Source organism: Bradyrhizobium sp. CCBAU 45394, from assembly GCF_028128655.1.
Classification (GTDB): Bacteria; Pseudomonadota; Alphaproteobacteria; order Rhizobiales; family Xanthobacteraceae; genus Bradyrhizobium; species Bradyrhizobium diazoefficiens.
The window spans coordinates 1-18027 of sequence record NZ_LBIX01000174.1 but is presented as its reverse complement, the minus strand read 5'-3'; the positions used below and the strand labels follow the sequence as shown (position 1 = coordinate 18027).

Genomic DNA, 18027 nt, shown 5'->3' with positions numbered 1-18027 from the left:
TCAGGATGGCTGTCGCACTGATACTGCTTCTGATCGCGATCGGTTCGGTGCTGTTTCACCTCTTCAGCCCGTGGTGGTGGACGCCGATCGCCACCAACTGGGGCTACATCGACGACACGATCAACATCACGTTCTGGATCACCGGGTTCGTCTTTACCGCGGTCATCCTGTTCATGGCCTATTGCGTCTTTCGCTTTCACCATAAGGAGGGAAGACAGGCCGCGTACAATCCCGAAAACAAGAAGCTTGAATGGTGGCTCAGTGTCGGGACCGGCGTCGGCGTCGCTGCCATGCTCGCACCCGGCCTGGTCGTCTGGCACCAGTTCGTGACCGTTCCGGCAGATGCCACCGAGGTCGAGATCATGGGCCAGCAATGGCAGTGGAGCTTCCGCTTGCCGGGGAAGGATGGCCGGTTGGGCACGTCCGATGTCCGCAACATCAGTCCTGAGAACCCGATGGGTCTCAATCGCGACGATCCGCACGGCCAGGACGACGTCGTGATCGAAAATGGCGACCTGCATCTTCCGATCGGGAAGCCGGTCAAAGTCTTGCTCCGGTCCGTTGACGTCCTGCACGATTTCTACGTGCCTGAGTTCCGGGCCAAGATGGATATGGTGCCGGGCATGGTCACTTATTTCTGGATAAGGCCGATCCGAACCGGAACCTTTGATGTTCTCTGCGCGGAGCTGTGTGGCGCTGCTCACTACCAGATGCGCGCCAAGGTCATCGTCGAGGCAGAGAGCGACTATCACGCCTGGCTGGAGCAGCAGAAGACGTTTGCCGGATTGTCAGGTCGAAATGCCGTTGTGAGGGCGAAGTACAATTCCGGCGACGACTAGGAGAATGCAGGTCGGGCGCGTGAAGACGAGCTGATCGCCCCCGAAGGAAACGACCGAGGAGGTGCTCTATGGTCGATGTCCCCTATGACAGGATTGCAGACATTCCGCCTGCCGAAGTGCCCGATGTCGAGCTCTACCATCCCAGGAGCTGGTGGACGCGGTATGTCTTTTCGCAAGACGCCAAGGTGATCGCCATACAGTACTCGCTGACAGCCTCCGCCATCGGACTGGTGGCCCTGGTCCTGTCGTGGCTGATGCGACTGCAACTGGGATTTCCCGGCACATTCTCCTTTATCGATGCCAACCAGTACCTCCAGTTCATCACCATGCACGGCATGATCATGGTGATCTACCTGCTCACGGCGTTGTTTCTCGGAGGCTTCGGCAATTACCTGATCCCGCTGATGGTTGGCGCACGGGACATGGTCTTTCCCTATGTGAACATGCTGAGCTACTGGGTCTACCTGCTCGCAGTCCTGGTGCTGGCCTCGGCCTTCTTCGTGCCCGGCGGCCCCACCGGCGCCGGCTGGACGCTGTATCCGCCACAGGCGATTCTGTCGGGCACGCCCGGACAGGATTGGGGCATCGTCCTCATGCTGTCCTCCCTGATTCTGTTCATCATCGGCTTCACCATGGGTGGGCTGAATTATGTGGTGACCGTGCTGCAGGCGCGCACCCGCGGCATGACGCTGATGCGCCTGCCGCTGACGGTGTGGGGCATCTTCACGGCCACCGTCATGGCGCTGCTGGCATTCCCCGCGTTGTTCGTTGGCTCGGTGATGTTGCTGCTCGATCGTCTGCTGGGGACCAGCTTCTTCATGCCGACCCTCGTCGAGATGGGCCAGCTGAGCAAATATGGCGGCGGCAGCCCGCTCCTGTTCCAGCACCTGTTCTGGTTCTTCGGTCACCCCGAAGTCTACATCGTCGCCCTGCCCGCCTTCGGCATCGTCTCCGACCTCATCAGCACGCATGCGCGAAAGAACATCTTCGGTTATCGCATGATGGTCTGGGCCATCGTGGCGATTGGAGCGCTCAGCTTCGTCGTGTGGGCGCACCACATGTATGTAAGCGGCATGTACCCGTATTTCGGGTTCTTCTTCGCCACGACGACGCTGATCATCGCCATCCCGACCGCCATCAAGGTCTACAACTGGGTGCTGACCCTCTGGCATGGCGACATCCATCTCACGGTGCCGATGCTGTTCGCCCTCGGCTTCATCATCACTTTTGTGAATGGCGGGCTTACCGGACTGTTCCTCGGCAACGTCGTCGTGGACGTGCCCCTGTCGGATACCATGTTCGTCGTCGCGCATTTCCACATGGTGATGGGCGTCGCGCCAATCATGGTCGTGCTCGGGGCGATCTACCACTGGTACCCGAAGGTCACGGGGCGAATGCTGAACGACGTGCTGGGCAAGTTCCACTTCTGGGTTACGTTCCTCGGCGCCTACCTGATCTTCTTTCCCATGCATTATCTCGGGCTGCTCGGCGTTCCGCGCCGATACTTCGAACTCGGCGACGCGGCGTTCATCCCGCCGTCGGCCCACTCGCTGAACGCCTTTATCACCGTGGTGGCGCTGACGGTGGGTTTCGCCCAGATGGTGTTCCTGTTCAATCTTGTCTGGAGCCTGTTCGAGGGCAAGCCTTCGGGCGGCAATCCGTGGCGAGCGACGACGCTGGAGTGGCAAACGCCGGAGACGCCGCCGGGGCACGGCAACTGGGGCAAGCAGCTCCCGATCGTCTATCGCTGGGCCTATGATTACAGCGTGCCGGGCGCGGCGCAGGACTTCATTCCGCAGAACCAGCCGCCCCCGACGGGGGCCGTTCAGGGAGTTGCTCCGTGAGCGCCGTTATCCTGTTCCTGGCCGTGATCGCCGTCATCGTCGGATGGTGGCTCTCGCAGCAACGGCTGACTGCGAAACCGTGGCTGGAGGCAGGTCCGATCGATGATTTCCCCGGCACGGACGCCATGACCTGGCCGGCAGCGAAGGTCGGACTTGGCGTGTTTCTCGCTGTTGCCGGTTCGTTGTTCGCGCTGTTCATCAGCGCCTACTCCATGCGCATGAACATGGTGGACTGGCGGACAATGCCGGTGCCAAAGGTGCTGTGGTTCAACACGGGCGTGCTGGTCCTGAGCAGCGTCGCGCTGCAATGGGCCCTCATGGCCGCACGCCGGAACGACATCGACGGCGTCATCGTCGGCCTGCTCGCCGGCGGAGCGTCGGCGATCGCGTTTCTCGCGGGGCAGCTCCTGGCATGGCATCAACTGAGCGACGCCGGCTATTTCATGGCGTCCAATCCGGCCAATGCCTTCTTCTACGTGATCACCGCGGTGCACGGGCTGCATCTGACTGGCGGCCTGGTTGCGCTCGGCCGAACCACAGCGGGGGTATGGCGGCACGACACCGGGACGGCCGAGATGCGCCTGAGTGTGGAGCTGTGCACCATCTACTGGCATTTCCTGCTGCTGGTGTGGCTGGTCCTGCTCGGTCTCTTGACGGGCTGGACAGACGATTTCGTCGACATCTGTCGCCAATTGCTGAGCTAGGAAGGACGAGACGAGATGGCCGAGACCGCGCTGAGAGACACCGGACAAGTGCCTGCCCGGCTTGAAGGCTGGCAGGGTATCGCCGCCGACTGGGCGTCGGATCAGCGCGCCTTCAAGAACGTGTCCTGGGGCAAGGCCATGATGTGGATCTTCCTCCTCAGCGACACCTTCATCTTCAGTTGCTTCCTGCTGTCCTACATGACCGCACGGATGTCGACGACCGTGCCGTGGCCCAATCCCAGCGAAGTCTTTGCCCTCAATATCGGGGGCAAGCACATCCCGCTCATCCTGATCGCCATCATGACCTTCATCCTGATCAGCAGCAGCGGGACGATGGCGATGGCCGTCAATTTCGGCTACCGCAGGGATCGCGTCAGGACCGCGATCCTGATGCTGGTCACGGCGGCATTCGGCGCGACGTTCGTCAGCATGCAGGCCTTCGAATGGACCAAACTGATCATGGAGGGCGTCCGTCCCTGGGGCAATCCGTGGGGCGCGGCGCAGTTCGGTTCAAGCTTCTTCATGATCACCGGTTTCCACGGCACCCATGTGACGATCGGCGTCATCTTCCTGATCGCGATCGCGCGCAAGGTCTGGCGGGGAGACTTTGATGTCGAAAGACGCGGCTTCTTCACGAGCCGGAAGGGTTACTACGAGATCGTCGAGATCACCGGCCTGTACTGGCACTTCGTCGACCTCGTGTGGGTGTTCATCTTTGCCTTTTTCTACCTTTGGTGAGGTCGGCACATGACAAACGCCACGGTACACATGGAAGGACAGATCCAGGCTCATGTGCACGCCGCAGCCGCTCCAGCGGCGGCTCACACCAAGGGCCAGCAGCACCCGATCAAGCTCTATCTCGTGGTCTGGGCATGGCTGTTCGTTCTCAGCACCTGCTCCTACCTCGTCGACTATTTCGGGCTGCACGGCAATCTCAGATGGTCGCTGATCCTGCTGTTCATGGTGTTGAAGGCCGGTCTCATCGTCGCCGTCTTCATGCACATGGCCTGGGAGCGACTGGCCTTGGCCTATGCCATCCTGCTACCGCCGGTTCTGGTGCTGGTATTCGTGGCGATCATGGTGCTCGAGTCCGAATACACGCACTTGCTTCGGGTGCTGTTCTTCGCAACACCGTCGTAGCGCTCATGTGAGTTCGCACCTCGCTCCACTGTCATGCCCCGCCACCGGGTCTCGCCTCCGGCGAGCCCGATGACAGGCTCCGACGGGGCATCCAGTACTCGCGGCAGGAGTCGGATTCCCCTACCCCTCAAACGCGTCCGCAGATCTGCCGTTGTCGCGCGAGACCAACGTGTCGTCCGGCGCGGGCAGCGGCTCGCCCCTGTCGCGAAAGCGGTTGGTGATGGGATAGCGGCGGTCGCGGCCGAAATTCCTGGGCGTGACCTTCACGCCGGGCGCGGCCTGGCGGCGCTTGTATTCGGCGACGTTGAGGAGATGGTCGATGCGGGTGACCGTCTCGCGGTCGAAGCCGGCGGCGATGATCTGGTCCAGCGGCTCCTCGCGTTCGACGAGGCGCTCGAGGATGGCATCGAGCACGTCGTAGGGCGGCAGCGAGTCCTGATCGGTCTGGTTCTCGCGCAATTCCGCCGTCGGCGGACGGGTAATGATGTCGGGGGGAATGACCTCGCCGGCCGGCCCGAGCGCGCTGTCGGGCTTCCAGGAATTGCGCAGCGCCGCCAACCGGAACACCTGCGTCTTGTAGATGTCCTTGATCGGGTTGAAGCCGCCGTTCATGTCGCCATAGAGCGTGGCGTAGCCGACCGACATCTCCGACTTGTTGCCTGTCGTCACCACCATCAGCCCGGTCTTGTTGGAGATCGCCATCAGCAGCGTGCCGCGGGTGCGGGCCTGAAGGTTTTCCTCGGTGATGTCAGGCGGCAGGTTCTTGAAGATGCCGGACAGGATAGTCTCGAAGCCGGTCACGGCTTCTGCGATCGGCAGGACCTCGTAGCGAATGCCGAGATGGCCCGCGAGCTCGCCGGCGTCCGCGATCGAGCTTGCCGCCGTGTAGCGATAGGGCAGCATCACCCCATGCACCTGGTCGGCGCCGAGCGCGTCGACCGCGATCGCTGCGCAGAGCGCGGAATCGATGCCGCCGGAAATGCCGAGCAGCACGCCGGGAAAGCCGTTCTTGGCGACGTAGTCGCGCAGGCCCAGCACGCAGGCCGCGTAGTCGGCGTGGTCGCCTTCCGGCTGCGCGGCGATCGGCCCGGCGCAGCGCCAATCCTCGCCGTTACGCGTGAAGCGCAGCGTGGTGATGCTTTCCGCGAACGCCGGCAGTTGCGCCGCGAGCGAGAGATCGCCGTTGAGCGCGAACGAGGCGCCGTCGAACACCAGCTCGTCCTGGCCGCAGACCTGGTTGAGATAGACCAGCGGCAGGCCGCTCTCGGTGACGCGCGCGACCGCGACCGACAGGCGCACGTCGTTCTTGTCGCGGGCGTAAGGCGAGCCGTTCGGCACCAGAATGATCTCCGCGCCGGTCTCGGCCAGCGTCTCGACCACGTTCTCGTAGTCCTCAGACTCATCCAGCCAGATGTCCTCGCAGATCGGCACGCCGATGCGCACGCCGCGTACCGTGACCGGCCCCGCGGCAGGCCCGCGCGCGAACAGCCGCTTCTCATCGAACACGCCGTAATTCGGCAGATTGCATTTGAAGCGCAAGCCAGCGATGCGGCCGCCGTCGAGCAGCGCGCAGGCATTGTAGAGCTTGCCGTCCTCGACCCAGGGCGTGCCGACGAGCATCGCCGGCCCGTCATCGGCTGTCTCGCGCGCGAGGCTTTCGATCGCGGCCCGGCAGGCGGCCTGGAAGGCCGGCTTCTGCACCAGGTCCTCCGGCGGGTAGCCGGCGATGAACAATTCCGGAAACAGCACGAGATCGGCGCCATCGGCAGCCGCCCGCACGCGCGCGGCCCGCGCCCTGGCGGCATTGCCCTCGACGTCGCCCACGGTCGGATTGAGCTGAGCGAGCGTGACCGCGAATGCGTTGAGACGTTCGGTCATGGCCGCCCCCGTCCGATCCAATGGCTAGAGCACGATCCGGAAAAGTGTGGAACGGTTTTCCGAAGAGATCATGCTCAAACAACAACCTGAAGCGCGATGAGCGCTTCAGACGAAACCCAACCGCTCGACGATGGCAAAGATCCAGAACGCGCCGGCCATCAGCAGCGCGACGCCGACGGCCGCCGAGCCCATGTCCTTGACCTGCCCGATCTGCTTGTCGTGATCCAGGGTCAGGCGATCGGCGAGCTTTTCCACCGCTGTGTTGAGCAGCTCGACCACCAGCACGAACGCCACAGCACAGACCAGCTCGACCGCGCGCATCGCGGTCGCGCCGATGAACCAGGCCAGCGGCAGCGACAGCAGGAGCGCAAAGATCTCCTCGCGAACCGCCTGCTCCGATCGAAGTGCAAAGGCCAGACCGTTGCGCGAATTGATCGTGGCCTTCCAGATCCGCAGCAAGGTCTTAGAGCCCCGCGGCGACCGGCATCGGCCTGGCCTTGCCGGCGCGTTCTTGCTTGAGCAGTTCGGCGACCAGGAAAGCCATGTCGATGGACTGCTCGGCATTGAGGCGCGGGTCGCAGACCGTGTGATAGCGGTCGTTGAGATCCTCGTCCGTGATCGCGCGGGCGCCGCCGAGGCATTCGGTGACGTCCTGGCCGGTCATCTCCAGATGCACGCCGCCGGCATGGGTGCCTTCGGCGGCGTGGATCGCGAAGAACGACTTCACCTCGGACAGGATGCGGTCGAACGGCCGCGTCTTGTAGCCCGACGTCGAGGTGATGGTGTTGCCGTGCATGGGATCGCACGACCAGACCACCACCCTGCCCTCGCGCTTCACGGCGCGGATCATGTTCGGCAGGTGCTCGCCGACCTTGTCGGAGCCGAAGCGGCCGATCAGCGTCAGCCGGCCCGGCTCGTTGTCGGGGTTGAGCACGTCGATCAGCTTCAGCAATTCGTCGGGCTTGAGCGACGGGCCGCACTTCAGCCCGATCGGATTCTTGATGCCGCGGAAATATTCGATATGGCCGTGGTCGAGCTGGCGGGTGCGATCGCCGATCCAGATCATGTGGCCCGATGTCGCGTACCAGTCGCCGGTGGTGGAATCGACGCGGGTCATGGCCTGCTCGTAGCCGAGCAGCAGCGCTTCGTGGCTGGTGTAGAAATCGGTCGCGCGCAGCTCCGGATGGCTCTCCAGATCGAGGCCGCAGGCGCGCATGAAGTTGAGCGCGTCCGAGATGCGGTCGGCCAGCTCCTTGTAGCGGCGGGACTGCGGCGAGTCCTTGAGGAAGCCGAGCATCCACTCATGCACGCTGCCGAGATTGGCGTAGCCACCGGTAGCGAAGGCGCGAAGCAGGTTCAGCGTCGCCGCCGACTGGCGATAGGCCATCAGTTGGCGCTGCGGATCCGGCACACGCGCTTCCTTGGTGAAGGCGATGTCGTTGACGATGTCGCCACGATAGCTCGGCAACTCGACGCCGCCCACCTTTTCGGTCGGCGAGGAGCGCGGCTTGGCGAACTGGCCAGCGATGCGGCCGACCTTCACCACGGGCACTGCGCCGGCATAGGTCAGCACCACCGCCATCTGGAGCAGCACGCGGAAGAAGTCGCGGATGTTGTTGGCGCCGTGCTCGGCAAAGCTCTCGGCGCAGTCGCCGCCCTGGAGCAGGAAGGCCTCGCCCGCCGCAACGCGGCCCAAGGCCTTCTTCAGATTGCGCGCCTCGCCCGCGAACACCAGCGGCGGAAAAGTCGCAAGCTGCGCCTCGACGTCGGCCAAAGCCTTGGCGTCGGGATAATCGGGCACCTGTAGCACCGGCTTGCTGCGCCAGGACTCGGGCGTCCACCGCTCGGACATCGCAATCTCTCCGTGAAGCAAAAAGCACAACCTGATCTGTGGGTTGCGAGGGCCGCCTTATACACAGGCTGGCTCCCGGCCGCCAGTTGTAAATCCATTCCGCACTGCAAACCCTTGCAGGGAAAGCCAAATTCGCATTTGCTTGGGAAGGCTAAGGAAACTGGCAGGACACCGGCGGCCCATGGACGCGGCGCGCGACGACGTTTTCATCGACGAGATCAGCTTCCCGGCGACCGACGGGTATGCGCTGAGCGGCACCCTGTTCCTGCCGCGCGCCGCCAAGCGCAATGCCGTCCTGATCAATTCGGCCACCGCCGTCCCGCGAAAAATCTATCGCGGCTTTGCCTCCTACCTCGCCCATCGCGGCTGCGCGGTGCTGACCTACGACTATCGCGGCATCGGCGACTCCCGGCTGCCGGCAATGGTCGGCTACAACCAGCCGAAATCGCTGGTCGGCTTCAAGGCCTCGATGTCGGACTGGGCGGCGCTCGACGTCACCGCCGCGGTGAGCTGGATGCGCGAGCGCTACAACACGCTGCCGCTCGCCTATATCGGCCACTCCTTCGGCGGCCAGGCGCTCGGGCTGATCGCGAACAACACCGACATCTCGCGCGCCGCGTTCGTCGCCTCGCAGGCGGCGACCTGGCGGCTGATGACCTCACCGGAGAAATACCGCGTCTTCGCCTTCATGAACCTCATTGGCGTGCCGCTCGCCCACGCGTTCGGCTACGCGCCGGGCTGGGCCGGCATTGGCGAGGATTTGCCCAAGGGCGTGTTCCTGCAATGGGCCGACTGGGTCTCGAGCCCGCGCTATCTCTTCGATTCAAAACTGCCCGCGCTGGAGAATTTCGCAAAATTCAAGGGCGAGTTGCGCGCGCTGTGCTTCTCCGACGATCCCTGGGCGACGCGGCCCGCGGTCGAGTTGCTTACAGGCGGATTCACGGCGACCAAGCCGGAGGTGTTGACGGTGAAGCCGTCCGACGTCGGGGCCAAGGGAATAGGCCATTTCGGCTTCTTCCGCCCCGAACACCGCGACACGCTGTGGCGCGGCGTGGCGGAATGGATCCAGGGCGAGTGAGTATCAGCACTTAAGTGCGATGAGTTTGGTTGCACAGATGCGAGCCTCGAGCTCCGATCACCTCTCCCGAAGGGAGAGGTAAACCCGAGCAAGCCGACCGAGCCTCATTTCATCATGCGTCAGCGAATGATCGTGGTCAGCGACGAGTAGCGCCTGTTCGGCCTGGCTTCACCCGGCGCGAACTGCGCGAAGGCATCGCTGACGCGGACGGCCGGCGGCGTATCGCCGGCGAAACGGAATTCCTTTGGCCGCGGCGCGTAGAAGCTGGCGCTGTAATAGGCGTCGTCGAAGCGCGCCTCGCCGACCCCGAACACTGCGTCGCAGACGAACAGGAGCGCGTAGACTCCCGCGACCGCAGCGATGATCTCCTTGAGAATTGACATGCTGATGCCCTGCCCTTTTGCGGACAGGATGCGCATTGGTTCCAAAGCTCAGGTTTAAGGCGCCGTGCTTCTTGTTCGCAGGGTTTGCCGCCGCTGAGCGGGATGCAGACAATTTTATCGATCTCGAAAAAGAGAGCCCGCCTGACCGAACGATCAGGCGGGCTCCAGGCTTGGCCGCTCGGGAGGTATCAGACGGCCAAATCAGACGGCTAAGTTCATCCACACCGCCTTCGGCTCGGTGAAATTGTCGAGCGCGGCGGCGCCGTGCTCGCGGCCGAGCCCGGAGTCGCGTTCGCCGCCCCACGGCAGGCGCACGTCGGTATAGCCATAGGTGTTCATCCAGACCGTGCCTGCGCGCGCCCGCTTGGCAAAACGCTGGAGCTTGCCGATGTCGCGGCTCCAGACGCCGGCGGCGAGGCTGTAGGCGGTGCCGTTGGCGATCCGCAAGGCATCGGCCTCATCCCTGAACTTGATGACGCTGACGACGGGGCCGAAGATCTCCTCCTGCGAGATCCGCATCTCGTGTTCGACATTCGCGAACACCGCGGGGCCGATGAAGTAGCCGCGCTCGCCGACCCGCGTCCCGCCGGTGACGAGGGTGGCACCCTCCTTCTGGCCGATATCGACATAGTCGAGGATCGACTTCATCTGCTTCTCGGAGATGACAGGCCCGAGCGCGGTCTTGCGGTCGAGCGGATCGCCGATCTTCAGCGATTTTGCGCGTGCAGCGAGACGCTCGACGACTTCGTCATAGGCCTTCTCCTGCACTAGCACGCGGGAGCCGGCCGAGCACACCTGGCCGGCGTTGAAGAAGATGCCGGAGGCCGCGGCTTTCGAGGCTGCTTCGAGATCGGCATCTTCGAAGATGACATTGGCCGATTTGCCGCCGAGCTCGAGCGAGACGCGCTTGAAATTGCCGGCCGCGCCTTTCATGATTCCACGACCCACGCCCGGCGAACCGGTGAAGGTGACCTTGTCGACGTCAGGGTGATTGACCAGCGCGTCGCCGACGACGCGGCCGGGGCCCGTGACGACGTTGAAGACGCCTGCCGGCAGGCCGGCCTGAAGCGCGAGCTCGGCGATGCGCAGCGCCGACAGCGAGGTCAGCTCGGCCGGCTTCATCACGACCGTGCAGCCGCAGGCCAGCGCCGGCGCCAGCTTCCACATCCCGATCATCAGCGGGAAATTCCACGGCACGATGGCCGCGACCACGCCGACCGGCTCGCGCACGGTGTAGGTCAGGGCATCGTCACGCACCGGCACGACGTCGCCGCTGATCTTGTCGGCCCAACCGGCGTAATAGATCAGCGTGTCGATGGCAGCCGGGAAGTCCTGACGCAGCGTCGCGGAGATCGGCTTGCCGGCATCGATCGACTCGAGCTCGATGATTTCTTCGGCGTTTGCCTTGAGCAGCTCAGCCCAGCGCAGCAGGATCTGGCCGCGCTCGGAGGCGCGCATCGTGCGCCACGGGCCCTCGAACGCCCGGCGCGCGGCCGCTACCGCATGGTCGACATCGGCCTCGTTGCCTTCGGCGACCGTGGCGATGACCTGCCCGGTCGCCGGATTGAGCGATTTGAAGGTGCGGCCGGAGCTCGCGGGGACGCGGCGGCCGTCGATGAGCAGATGCTGCGGCCGGGCCATGAACTCGCTGGCTGGCGAATGCGCAAAGTCATATGCAACTGACATCATATTTCCTTCTGTTCTGGTATGCCAGATTAGGACAGAGATTGCCGCAGTAAATATGATATCGTGTGCCTATGGCTCACTCACCATATGAACTCCACTTCATAAGGTCGTTTCATGCTCCAGATCGAGATCGAGGCAGTTTGGCGGTTTCGCCAGGAGGGCAGTCCGCGCACGGCGGTGGTCATGCTCGGCGTTCTCAACGAAATCCGGAAGACCGGAAAGATCACGAGCGCGGCCGCCGACGCGCACCTCTCCTACCGGCACGTCTGGAATCTGATCGAGCAATGGTCGGAGTTCTTCGGCACGCCGCTGGTCGAGACCCAGCGCGGCAAGGGCTCCAGGCTCACGCCGTTCGGCGAGCGGCTGGTATGGGCCGGCGAACGCATGCAGGCCCGGCTCGGGCCGCAGCTGGAAAACCTGGCACAGGAGCTGGCAAGCGAGATCAAGCCGTTCCTCGAGCAGCGCCCCTCGGTGATCCGCGTGCACGCCAGCCACGGCTTTGCGGTGGCGAAGCTGCGCGAATTCCTCGACCGCGAGCCCGGCATCGGCGTCGACCTGCGCTATGTCAGCAACCAGCATTCGCTGGTCTCGCTGGCGCAGGGCGCCTGCGATCTCTCCGGCCTGCATCTGCCGCACGGCGCGCTGCGGGCGCAAGGCATCAAGGCGGCGCGCGAATGGCTCGATCCGCGCGAGGACCGCGTCATCAGCTTCGTCACGCGCGAGATGGGGCTGATGGTCGCGCGCGGCAATCCGCTTGGCATCGAAACGATCGAGGACCTGACCAGGCCAAAGGTCCGCTTCGTCAACCGCGACCATGATTCCGGCACGCGCCTTCTGTTCGACCAGTTGCTCGCCGCACACAGCATCGACGAAAGCCGCATCAACGGCGCGCAGCAGATCGAGTTCACCCACGCCGCGGTCGCCGCCTATGTCGCGAGCGGCATGGCGGATGCGAGTTTCGGCGTCGAGGCGGCCGCTCGCCACTTCGGCCTCGATTTCATTCGCATCGTGACCGAGGATTACTTCTTCGTCTGCAAACGCGCCTTCCTCGACACCGAGCCGATGCAGCGCATCCTCGATATCATGCGCAGCGCCGAGTTTCGTGCCGCCGTCGCCAGCCTGCCCGGTTACGTTCCGTCCGACACCGGCGCGGTCACCGGCGTGAAGGCGTTTCTGGAGATGCACGCCGTGCGCTGATGAACGGCCGAGGCTCGCCCTTACCCTGGCGGACTGCCGCTACGCGCCCGGTCAAACGACCGGCTCGTCCTTGAGCGCCGACACCACCTGCTCGCCGCGGTCGGTCAGGCGATAGGTCACAAGCGGACGGCTCGACGGCGGCTTGCGGTCGATCTCGACGATGTAGCCGCGCACCATCAGCGCTTCGAAACTGCCGTAGTAGCCGAACATGCTGATCTGGTTCTGCTTGAGCAGCTTGAACTCGCGCAGGAGGCGGATCTCGTTGCCCGAGAGCAGCGAGCGGCGGACGCGCTGCACGAACCGCGCGCGTTGCTCGAACCACGCCTGGTCGGGCAGTTCGTGCGAGGCCGGCGCCAGGTCGCGCTCGCAAGGGCGCGCCTCCGTCGCGACATCGGCCATGACCGGCGGAAGGCGCGGCACGCTGCCGACGACCGCGTCCTTGGCGACATCGAGCAATGCCATCGGCCAGCGCCGCTTGTTGTCCACCATGACCGGCGGCGGCACGACGCTGTCGCGCACCAATTGCTCGAAACGGCCGGCGGTCACGCCGACATAGGCGGCCGCCCGACGGCGATCGACCAGACGGGTGTCCGGCTCGTGCTCCAGCTCGCAAGCGATGTTCTCGTTCACCCCGAAATCCCCTGGCGCGTCGTTGCGCAGGCCCGGCGGCCCTCTTTGGGACCCGGCCGAGCCGGCGGCGAACCTAGGGGGGACCAGCGCTCTCGAAAAGCAGAGAATTTCGTACATGTTGATGCCGTTTCGGCAACGGCTATAGTTCGTGCCGGGGGACCCATGCGATTTCACTCACCGGCCATCCAGTACTTCCACGCCGTCCGCCGCACCGGCTCGATCCGGGCCGCGGCGCGCGTCCTGAACGTTGCCTCCTCGGCGGTCAGCCGCCAGATTCTCAAGCTCGAGCAAGAGGTTGGATCCCCCCTGTTCGAGCGCACTGCGCGCGGCCTGACGCTGACGACGGTCGGCGAGATGCTGGCCCGGCATGTCATGAACGTGCTCCAGGACCTCGACCGCTTCCGCTCGGACGTCGCGTCCCTGTCCGGCAACTGGCGCGGCACCGTCAGCATCGCCTGCATCGAGTCGCTGACGGAATCGGTGCTGCCGGACCTGATCGCCTCGCACCGCGGCCGCGCCCGCCGCGTCAGCTTCACCACCGAGGTGAAAGGATCGTCGGACGTGCTCGAGGCCCTGAGCCGCGGCGAGGCCGACATCGGCATCGCCATGGCGCTCCGCCATCCGCCGGACCTGCGCCAGGTCGCCTTGAAGCGGTTCCGTCTCGGCGCGGTGGTATCGCGCGAGCATCCGCTGGCGCGCCGCAAGACGGTGACGCTGGAGCAATGCCTCGCCTTCCCCGTCATCAATGCGCTGCCGGAGTTGTCGATCTATCATCTGCTCCAGCCGCTGATCGCACAGCTCTCCGAGACGCCGGAGCCGGCGATCCAGGCCAATTCGATCGACCTGATGCGCGAGCTTGCCGCACGCGGCGTCGGCGTCGCCTTCCAGACCCAGCTTGGCATCGGCCGGCTGTCGCGCGAGAGCCAGCTCGTCTTCCTGCCGCTCGACAATGCCGGCAGCCCGGTCTGGTCCGACCTCGGCATCTATGTTCGCGCCGAGCGCACCCTGCCCGCCTACACCGAGTCCTTTCTCCAGGAACTGGTGCGCGAACTGGGCGACCGCGAGCGGCGCGAGAACGCGGCCTATCCGCAGACGGCGTGACATCTCGGCAAACGGGCCAGCTTGGAGGCGACCGCGCGCCCCGTGGTCTTGCGGACTTGCCTGAAGCACGGTTGCTCCGGCAACATTTCCGGCCGATGTCGCGCGCGCGAGGTCGAGGACGCGCCGGCACACGCCGAACGCCTGAGATCACTGGGATCCGAGATGCCGGTACGTTGGCTCAAGCCGTCGCGAGTCCTGGGCATCGAGCGCTACAGCGACTTCGAGTCCTTTCGTCCAAGCGAGGTGCTGGGCGGCGGCATCAGCACACCGCTCGAGCCGCGCGAGTTCTCGCTGCACCGCGCCATCCTGCCGCTCCAGGATGGTCTGTTCGTGCTCCAGCGGACCTTCGCCCGGCGCCTTCAGGCCAACATCGGCACCGATCACGGCGTCGGCCTCGTCATCCCGCTCGCCTGTCATTTCACCGCCAACGGCCGCGAGATCGACAATTCGATGATCGGAATCGTGCGCGGCAAGGTGCCCACCGAGGCGGTCGAGCATCACGCCAACACCTATCTGATGCTGCGCTTCAACTCCGACATGCGCCATCGCGGCTGGGCGGACTACGAGACCGGGCTCGAATTCACGCGTCTCAGCGGCGACACGATGGCGGGCCTGCGCGCCGCGATTCTCGACGTGTTCTGCCTGGCCTCGCGCTGCAACGATCCCAGGCAATTCGAAGCCATCGACCGGCCGATCCAGGAAAGGCTTCTCGCGGGCCTCGATGCCGCCCTTGCCCCCGTCGACGCGCAAGACCGCCGGCGCGGATCGTTCGACAAGCATCGCAAGCTGGTCGCGCGGCTGGACGAGGCGGCCACGCTGTCCGGCGGCATCCCGCTCTACAGCGGCGACCTCGCAAATGCGCTCGGCGTCTCCGTCCGCACGCTCCAGAGCGCGACACAGGCGGTGCATGGCGTCAGCCTGCATCACCATCTCAGGCTGAAGCGGCTGTGGTCGACCCGCACGCAGCTCCTGACCGGAGGTGACGGAATGACCGTGAAGGCCGCGGCGCTCGCGAACGGCTTCTGGCACATGGGCGAATTCTCGAAACTCTACAGGACGACGTTCGGCGAGATGCCGTCCGGGACGCTGGCGCAGGCCCGCGATTTTGCGGACGACAGTCCGCACCTCTGAGATTTCTCCGGTCAAAATCGCGCGATCGCGAGCAGCTCGCTCCGCGCAAGCGAAACCGCCTCGCCGCCCCTCGCCGACCTCGATCTCGGCCCGCCAGGCGCTCAGCCGTGCCCCGCTTCCTTGCGGTGTCCGCTCTCGCTCAGGCGATCGACCCAGGCAATGCCGATCGCCGAGATGATGAAGGTCAGGTGGATCAGCACCTGCCACATCACGCCGGTCTCGGTGAAATTGCTGCGCGTGGTTCCGAGATTTCCGGCCTCGATGAAGGTCCGAAGCAGCGAGATCGAGGAGATGCCGATGATCGCCATCGCAAGCTTGATCTTGAGCACGCTGGCGTTGACGTGACTGAGCCATTCCGGCTCGTCGGGATGGCCGCTCAGGTTCAGCCGCGAGACGAAGGTCTCGTAGCCGCCGACGATAACCATCACCAGCAGGTTCGAGATCATGACGACGTCGATCAGTCCGAGCACGACCAGCATGATCTGCTGTTCGCTGGCGTCAAAGGAGTGCACGACCAGGTGCCAGAGCTCCTTGAGGAACAGCAGCACGTAGACGCCCTGTGCGATGATGAGGCCGACATAGAGCGGCACCTGCAGCCAGCGCGAGCCAAAGATCAGCTGGGCGAACGGGCCGATTTGCGGCAGCGAAGGCGCGGCCGAAGGTGCTTTGGGTTCAGAAATCATTGATCACTCCGAGTGCAGGCAAGAGATGTCGCCCAAGAGATTCGGCCTCAGAGACTCGCGATGACCGGCGCGAGCTCGAGCGAGCCGCGATAGATCATCTCGAAGGCGACGTAAACGATGATGGCGAGGCCGACATAGGCGATCCAGCGCTGCTTCTGGAGCACGCGGCCGAGCAGATCGGCGGCCACACCCATCATCGCGACCGACAGCAGCAGGCCGAAGGCCAGGATGTAGGGATGCTCGCGCGCCGCGCCCGCGACCGCGAGCACGTTGTCGAGCGACATCGAGACGTCGGCCGCGACGATCTGCAACGCGGCCTGGCCGAAGGTCTTGCGCGGTGCCGATGCCGCGCTTCCGCCGCCGCCATGGCTGAACGCAAGCCCGCTTCTATGCGCGGCCTGCTCGCGCAGTTCGCGCCACATCTTCCAGCACACCCAGAGCAGCAGCACGCCGCCGGCGAGCAGGAGGCCGATCACCTGCAAGATCTGGGTCGCGACGCCGGCAAAGGCGATCCGGAGCGCAGTCGCCGCGACAATACCGACGACGATGGCGCGCCGGCGCTGCTCGGCCGGCAGCCCGGCAGCGGCAAGGCCGATGACGACGGCGTTGTCGCCGGCGAGCACGAGGTCGATCAGGACGACCTGAAGCAGCGCGGTCAGCGCGTCGGCGGTGATGAATTCAATCATGATTGATCATTCTTCGATGCGGACGGTTCGAGCCATTGCGGCTTGCGGCGTTCGATCCAGTCGAACACCTTCGACCGGGACGAGCGCAGCGCCGGCACGTCCTCGGCAAGCAGCGCGAGGCCGAGCGGCAGCATCCAGATGCCGAGCACCGGCAGGATGGAGAGCACGCCGCCGACGACGAGCAGCGCGCCCGAGGGGATTCTCACCCAGCGGCTGGACGGCTTGAGCAGATAGGTGACGGTGTCGCCCACGCGCGGCGGCAGGCGATGGACGAGCCTGTCGAGGCGCGGGTCACCGCCGGCCATCTGGCCCGTGGTGCCCTCGGTTCGGGTCGTATGCTCGTCCGATGCCGCGCTCATGCTCACTCCTTTGGGACGGGGCCTGCCGCACCCGGTCCGACCTGCTTGGCGCGCGGCAACACCAGCGTCAGCAGCCGCAGCAGCTTGATCGCCTGCACCTCATGGGGATGCACGTCCTCGTCCGCGGCCGCAACGCGCTCCGACAGCTCCATCAGATGGGACGAGAGCGACATGTTCGAGACCGGGCGCAGCGTGTCGATCACCACATTGGCAAAGTCCGGCTCCTCGAGCCGTTCCGCCAGCTCGTCGAACATCGCGAACAATCGGTCGTCGCCGATATGCGGCGCCAGTCCGCGATCCCTGATGAAACGGATCACCTCGTCGCGCTCGACCGGCGAGACGCGCCGGTCGGCCACCGCGACAAGCGCACCGGCGATGATCAGCGCCGCCGCTGCCTGCTCGTTGAGGCTGGACGGTTCGGCAATCTCGAGTTCGATCGGGTTTGAGTACTTGGCGTCAGACATCGATGCTCCTCAACGTTGCGAAATGGCCGCGCGGAGCTGCGATGGGGACGATTGGGTCGGAGGGAACAGAGAAGACCCGACGATCGGCCGATCCATCGCATTCGCGCGGGACAGGTCATCCGACATCACGAGGTTTGCCGACATTTGTCGGCGGCCTCGCCAGAGGGGCCCGGATTCTTGTTCGCCTCAGACATAAAGATGGGTCTGTCGGAATCAAGGCGATGAGACTGCGACCAGCCGCCGCATCGGTTCCGTGTTGCCATGTTTGGTTAAGCAGTGGTGCGCGTGTCCAGGACGCGCTGCATCCACACCGTCATTGCGAGCGCAGTGTTTAGCCCGGAGACATGACTGACGGGTGTTCGGGGACATGGT

General features: G+C 64.7%; 19 protein-coding genes. 9 read left to right on the top strand and 10 right to left on the bottom strand.

Annotated elements, in window-relative coordinates:
• The first annotated feature begins 5 nt into the window (after positions 1–5).
• The 5 genes from WN73_RS33340 (at position 6) to WN73_RS33320 (ending at position 4527) form a co-directional block, all read left to right on the top strand.
• Positions 6–839, top strand: a complete 834-nt coding sequence (locus WN73_RS33340) for a cytochrome c oxidase subunit II (protein ID WP_011086566.1) — start codon at positions 6–8, stop codon at positions 837–839.
• 68 nt (positions 840–907) lie between these two features.
• Positions 908–2683, top strand: coding sequence for a cbb3-type cytochrome c oxidase subunit I (locus tag WN73_RS33335; protein WP_271556389.1), 1776 nt, complete (start codon positions 908–910; stop codon positions 2681–2683).
• The gene (locus WN73_RS33330; RefSeq protein WP_271556387.1) at positions 2680–3387 is read left to right on the top strand and encodes a cytochrome c oxidase subunit 3; all 708 of its coding nucleotides are present in this window, start codon (positions 2680–2682) and stop codon (positions 3385–3387) included. Before WN73_RS33335 ends, WN73_RS33330 begins: the two co-directional genes overlap by 4 nt.
• A 15-nt stretch (positions 3388–3402) precedes the next feature.
• Positions 3403–4125, top strand: coding sequence for a heme-copper oxidase subunit III family protein (locus tag WN73_RS33325; protein ID WP_039184281.1), 723 nt, complete (start codon positions 3403–3405; stop codon positions 4123–4125).
• A gap of 9 nt (positions 4126–4134) precedes the next feature.
• The gene (locus WN73_RS33320; protein WP_028170855.1) at positions 4135–4527 is read left to right on the top strand and encodes a cytochrome C oxidase subunit IV family protein; all 393 of its coding nucleotides are present in this window, start codon (positions 4135–4137) and stop codon (positions 4525–4527) included.
• Between the two features lie 120 nt (positions 4528–4647).
• Here WN73_RS33320 and WN73_RS33315 read toward each other — a convergent pair whose 3' ends face one another.
• The 3 genes from WN73_RS33315 to WN73_RS33305 all read right to left on the bottom strand — a co-directional run bounded on the left by WN73_RS33315 (position 4648) and on the right by WN73_RS33305 (position 8257).
• On the bottom strand, positions 4648–6405 hold the full coding sequence (locus tag WN73_RS33315; RefSeq protein WP_028170854.1) for an NAD+ synthase: 1758 nt from the start codon (positions 6403–6405) through the stop codon (positions 4648–4650).
• 105 nt (positions 6406–6510) lie between these two features.
• The gene (locus WN73_RS33310) at positions 6511–6864 is read right to left on the bottom strand and encodes a diacylglycerol kinase (protein ID WP_027544511.1); all 354 of its coding nucleotides are present in this window, start codon (positions 6862–6864) and stop codon (positions 6511–6513) included.
• 4 nt (positions 6865–6868) lie between these two features.
• Positions 6869–8257, bottom strand: a complete 1389-nt coding sequence (locus WN73_RS33305; protein ID WP_028170853.1) for a class II 3-deoxy-7-phosphoheptulonate synthase — start codon at positions 8255–8257, stop codon at positions 6869–6871.
• Positions 8258–8438: 181 nt separating this feature from the next.
• Here WN73_RS33305 and WN73_RS33300 point away from each other — a divergent pair, with 181 nt between their 5' ends.
• Positions 8439–9335: an alpha/beta hydrolase family protein gene (locus WN73_RS33300; protein ID WP_271556383.1), complete on the top strand. Its 897-nt coding sequence runs from the start codon at positions 8439–8441 to the stop codon at positions 9333–9335.
• 119 nt (positions 9336–9454) lie between these two features.
• On the opposite strand, the gene WN73_RS33295 is transcribed toward WN73_RS33300, so the two are convergent.
• Together WN73_RS33295 and WN73_RS33290 are read right to left on the bottom strand one after the other, a co-directional pair.
• Positions 9455–9718 carry a hypothetical protein gene (locus tag WN73_RS33295; RefSeq protein WP_271556381.1) on the bottom strand — a complete coding sequence of 88 codons (264 nt, stop codon included), beginning with the start codon at positions 9716–9718 and terminating at the stop codon, positions 9455–9457.
• Positions 9719–9919: 201 nt separating this feature from the next.
• On the bottom strand, positions 9920–11404 hold the full coding sequence (locus WN73_RS33290; protein WP_271556807.1) for an aldehyde dehydrogenase family protein: 1485 nt from the start codon (positions 11402–11404) through the stop codon (positions 9920–9922).
• Positions 11405–11518: 114 nt separating this feature from the next.
• Between WN73_RS33290 and WN73_RS33285 the strand changes: the two genes are divergently transcribed.
• The gene (locus tag WN73_RS33285) at positions 11519–12601 is read left to right on the top strand and encodes a substrate-binding domain-containing protein (RefSeq protein WP_271556379.1); all 1083 of its coding nucleotides are present in this window, start codon (positions 11519–11521) and stop codon (positions 12599–12601) included.
• 51 nt (positions 12602–12652) lie between these two features.
• Here WN73_RS33285 and WN73_RS33280 read toward each other — a convergent pair whose 3' ends face one another.
• The gene (locus WN73_RS33280) at positions 12653–13231 is read right to left on the bottom strand and encodes a hypothetical protein (protein WP_271556377.1); all 579 of its coding nucleotides are present in this window, start codon (positions 13229–13231) and stop codon (positions 12653–12655) included.
• Between the two features lie 162 nt (positions 13232–13393).
• Between WN73_RS33280 and WN73_RS33275 the strand changes: the two genes are divergently transcribed.
• Both WN73_RS33275 and WN73_RS33270 read left to right on the top strand, forming a co-directional pair.
• Positions 13394–14332 carry a LysR substrate-binding domain-containing protein gene (locus WN73_RS33275; RefSeq protein ID WP_028170847.1) on the top strand — a complete coding sequence of 313 codons (939 nt, stop codon included), beginning with the start codon at positions 13394–13396 and terminating at the stop codon, positions 14330–14332.
• 162 nt (positions 14333–14494) lie between these two features.
• Positions 14495–15463 carry an AraC family transcriptional regulator gene (locus WN73_RS33270; protein WP_271556374.1) on the top strand — a complete coding sequence of 323 codons (969 nt, stop codon included), beginning with the start codon at positions 14495–14497 and terminating at the stop codon, positions 15461–15463.
• Between the two features lie 101 nt (positions 15464–15564).
• Here WN73_RS33270 and WN73_RS33265 read toward each other — a convergent pair whose 3' ends face one another.
• From WN73_RS33265 to WN73_RS33250, 4 genes are read right to left on the bottom strand one after another with little or no spacing between them, the layout of a single operon-like run.
• Positions 15565–16146, bottom strand: a complete 582-nt coding sequence (locus tag WN73_RS33265; protein ID WP_271556372.1) for a TIGR00645 family protein — start codon at positions 16144–16146, stop codon at positions 15565–15567.
• Positions 16147–16193: 47 nt separating this feature from the next.
• Positions 16194–16832: a TerC family protein gene (locus WN73_RS33260; RefSeq protein ID WP_060911535.1), complete on the bottom strand. Its 639-nt coding sequence runs from the start codon at positions 16830–16832 to the stop codon at positions 16194–16196.
• Positions 16829–17191: a hypothetical protein gene (locus WN73_RS33255; protein ID WP_060911534.1), complete on the bottom strand. Its 363-nt coding sequence runs from the start codon at positions 17189–17191 to the stop codon at positions 16829–16831. The genes WN73_RS33260 and WN73_RS33255 overlap by 4 nt, the downstream gene beginning before the upstream one ends.
• Before the next feature lie 2 nt (positions 17192–17193).
• A complete protein-coding gene (locus tag WN73_RS33250; protein WP_028170845.1) occupies positions 17194–17655 on the bottom strand; it encodes a tellurite resistance TerB family protein in 462 nt (153 codons plus the stop codon).
• Between the last annotated feature and the right edge of the window lie 372 nt (positions 17656–18027).

What these genes read in the sequence shown, in the direction of transcription:
- WN73_RS33295 (WP_271556381.1), bottom strand. Translation starts at nt 9,718, where the DNA reads ATGTCAATTCTCAAGGAGATCATCGCTGCGGTCGCGGGAGTCTACGCG.
- WN73_RS33290 (WP_271556807.1), bottom strand. Translation starts at nt 11,404, where the DNA reads ATGTCAGTTGCATATGACTTTGCGCATTCGCCAGCCAGCGAGTTCATG.
- WN73_RS33285 (WP_271556379.1), top strand. Translation starts at nt 11,519, where the DNA reads ATGCTCCAGATCGAGATCGAGGCAGTTTGGCGGTTTCGCCAGGAGGGC.
- WN73_RS33325 (WP_039184281.1), top strand. Translation starts at nt 3,403, where the DNA reads ATGGCCGAGACCGCGCTGAGAGACACCGGACAAGTGCCTGCCCGGCTT.
- WN73_RS33300 (WP_271556383.1), top strand. Translation starts at nt 8,439, where the DNA reads ATGGACGCGGCGCGCGACGACGTTTTCATCGACGAGATCAGCTTCCCG.
- WN73_RS33315 (WP_028170854.1), bottom strand. Translation starts at nt 6,405, where the DNA reads ATGACCGAACGTCTCAACGCATTCGCGGTCACGCTCGCTCAGCTCAAT.
- WN73_RS33255 (WP_060911534.1), bottom strand. Translation starts at nt 17,191, where the DNA reads ATGAGCGCGGCATCGGACGAGCATACGACCCGAACCGAGGGCACCACG.
- WN73_RS33275 (WP_028170847.1), top strand. Translation starts at nt 13,394, where the DNA reads ATGCGATTTCACTCACCGGCCATCCAGTACTTCCACGCCGTCCGCCGC.
- WN73_RS33335 (WP_271556389.1), top strand. Translation starts at nt 908, where the DNA reads ATGGTCGATGTCCCCTATGACAGGATTGCAGACATTCCGCCTGCCGAA.
- WN73_RS33260 (WP_060911535.1), bottom strand. Translation starts at nt 16,832, where the DNA reads ATGATTGAATTCATCACCGCCGACGCGCTGACCGCGCTGCTTCAGGTC.
- WN73_RS33305 (WP_028170853.1), bottom strand. Translation starts at nt 8,257, where the DNA reads ATGTCCGAGCGGTGGACGCCCGAGTCCTGGCGCAGCAAGCCGGTGCTA.
- WN73_RS33340 (WP_011086566.1), top strand. Translation starts at nt 6, where the DNA reads ATGGCTGTCGCACTGATACTGCTTCTGATCGCGATCGGTTCGGTGCTG.
- WN73_RS33250 (WP_028170845.1), bottom strand. Translation starts at nt 17,655, where the DNA reads ATGTCTGACGCCAAGTACTCAAACCCGATCGAACTCGAGATTGCCGAA.
- WN73_RS33265 (WP_271556372.1), bottom strand. Translation starts at nt 16,146, where the DNA reads ATGATTTCTGAACCCAAAGCACCTTCGGCCGCGCCTTCGCTGCCGCAA.
- WN73_RS33270 (WP_271556374.1), top strand. Translation starts at nt 14,495, where the DNA reads ATGCCGGTACGTTGGCTCAAGCCGTCGCGAGTCCTGGGCATCGAGCGC.
- WN73_RS33320 (WP_028170855.1), top strand. Translation starts at nt 4,135, where the DNA reads ATGACAAACGCCACGGTACACATGGAAGGACAGATCCAGGCTCATGTG.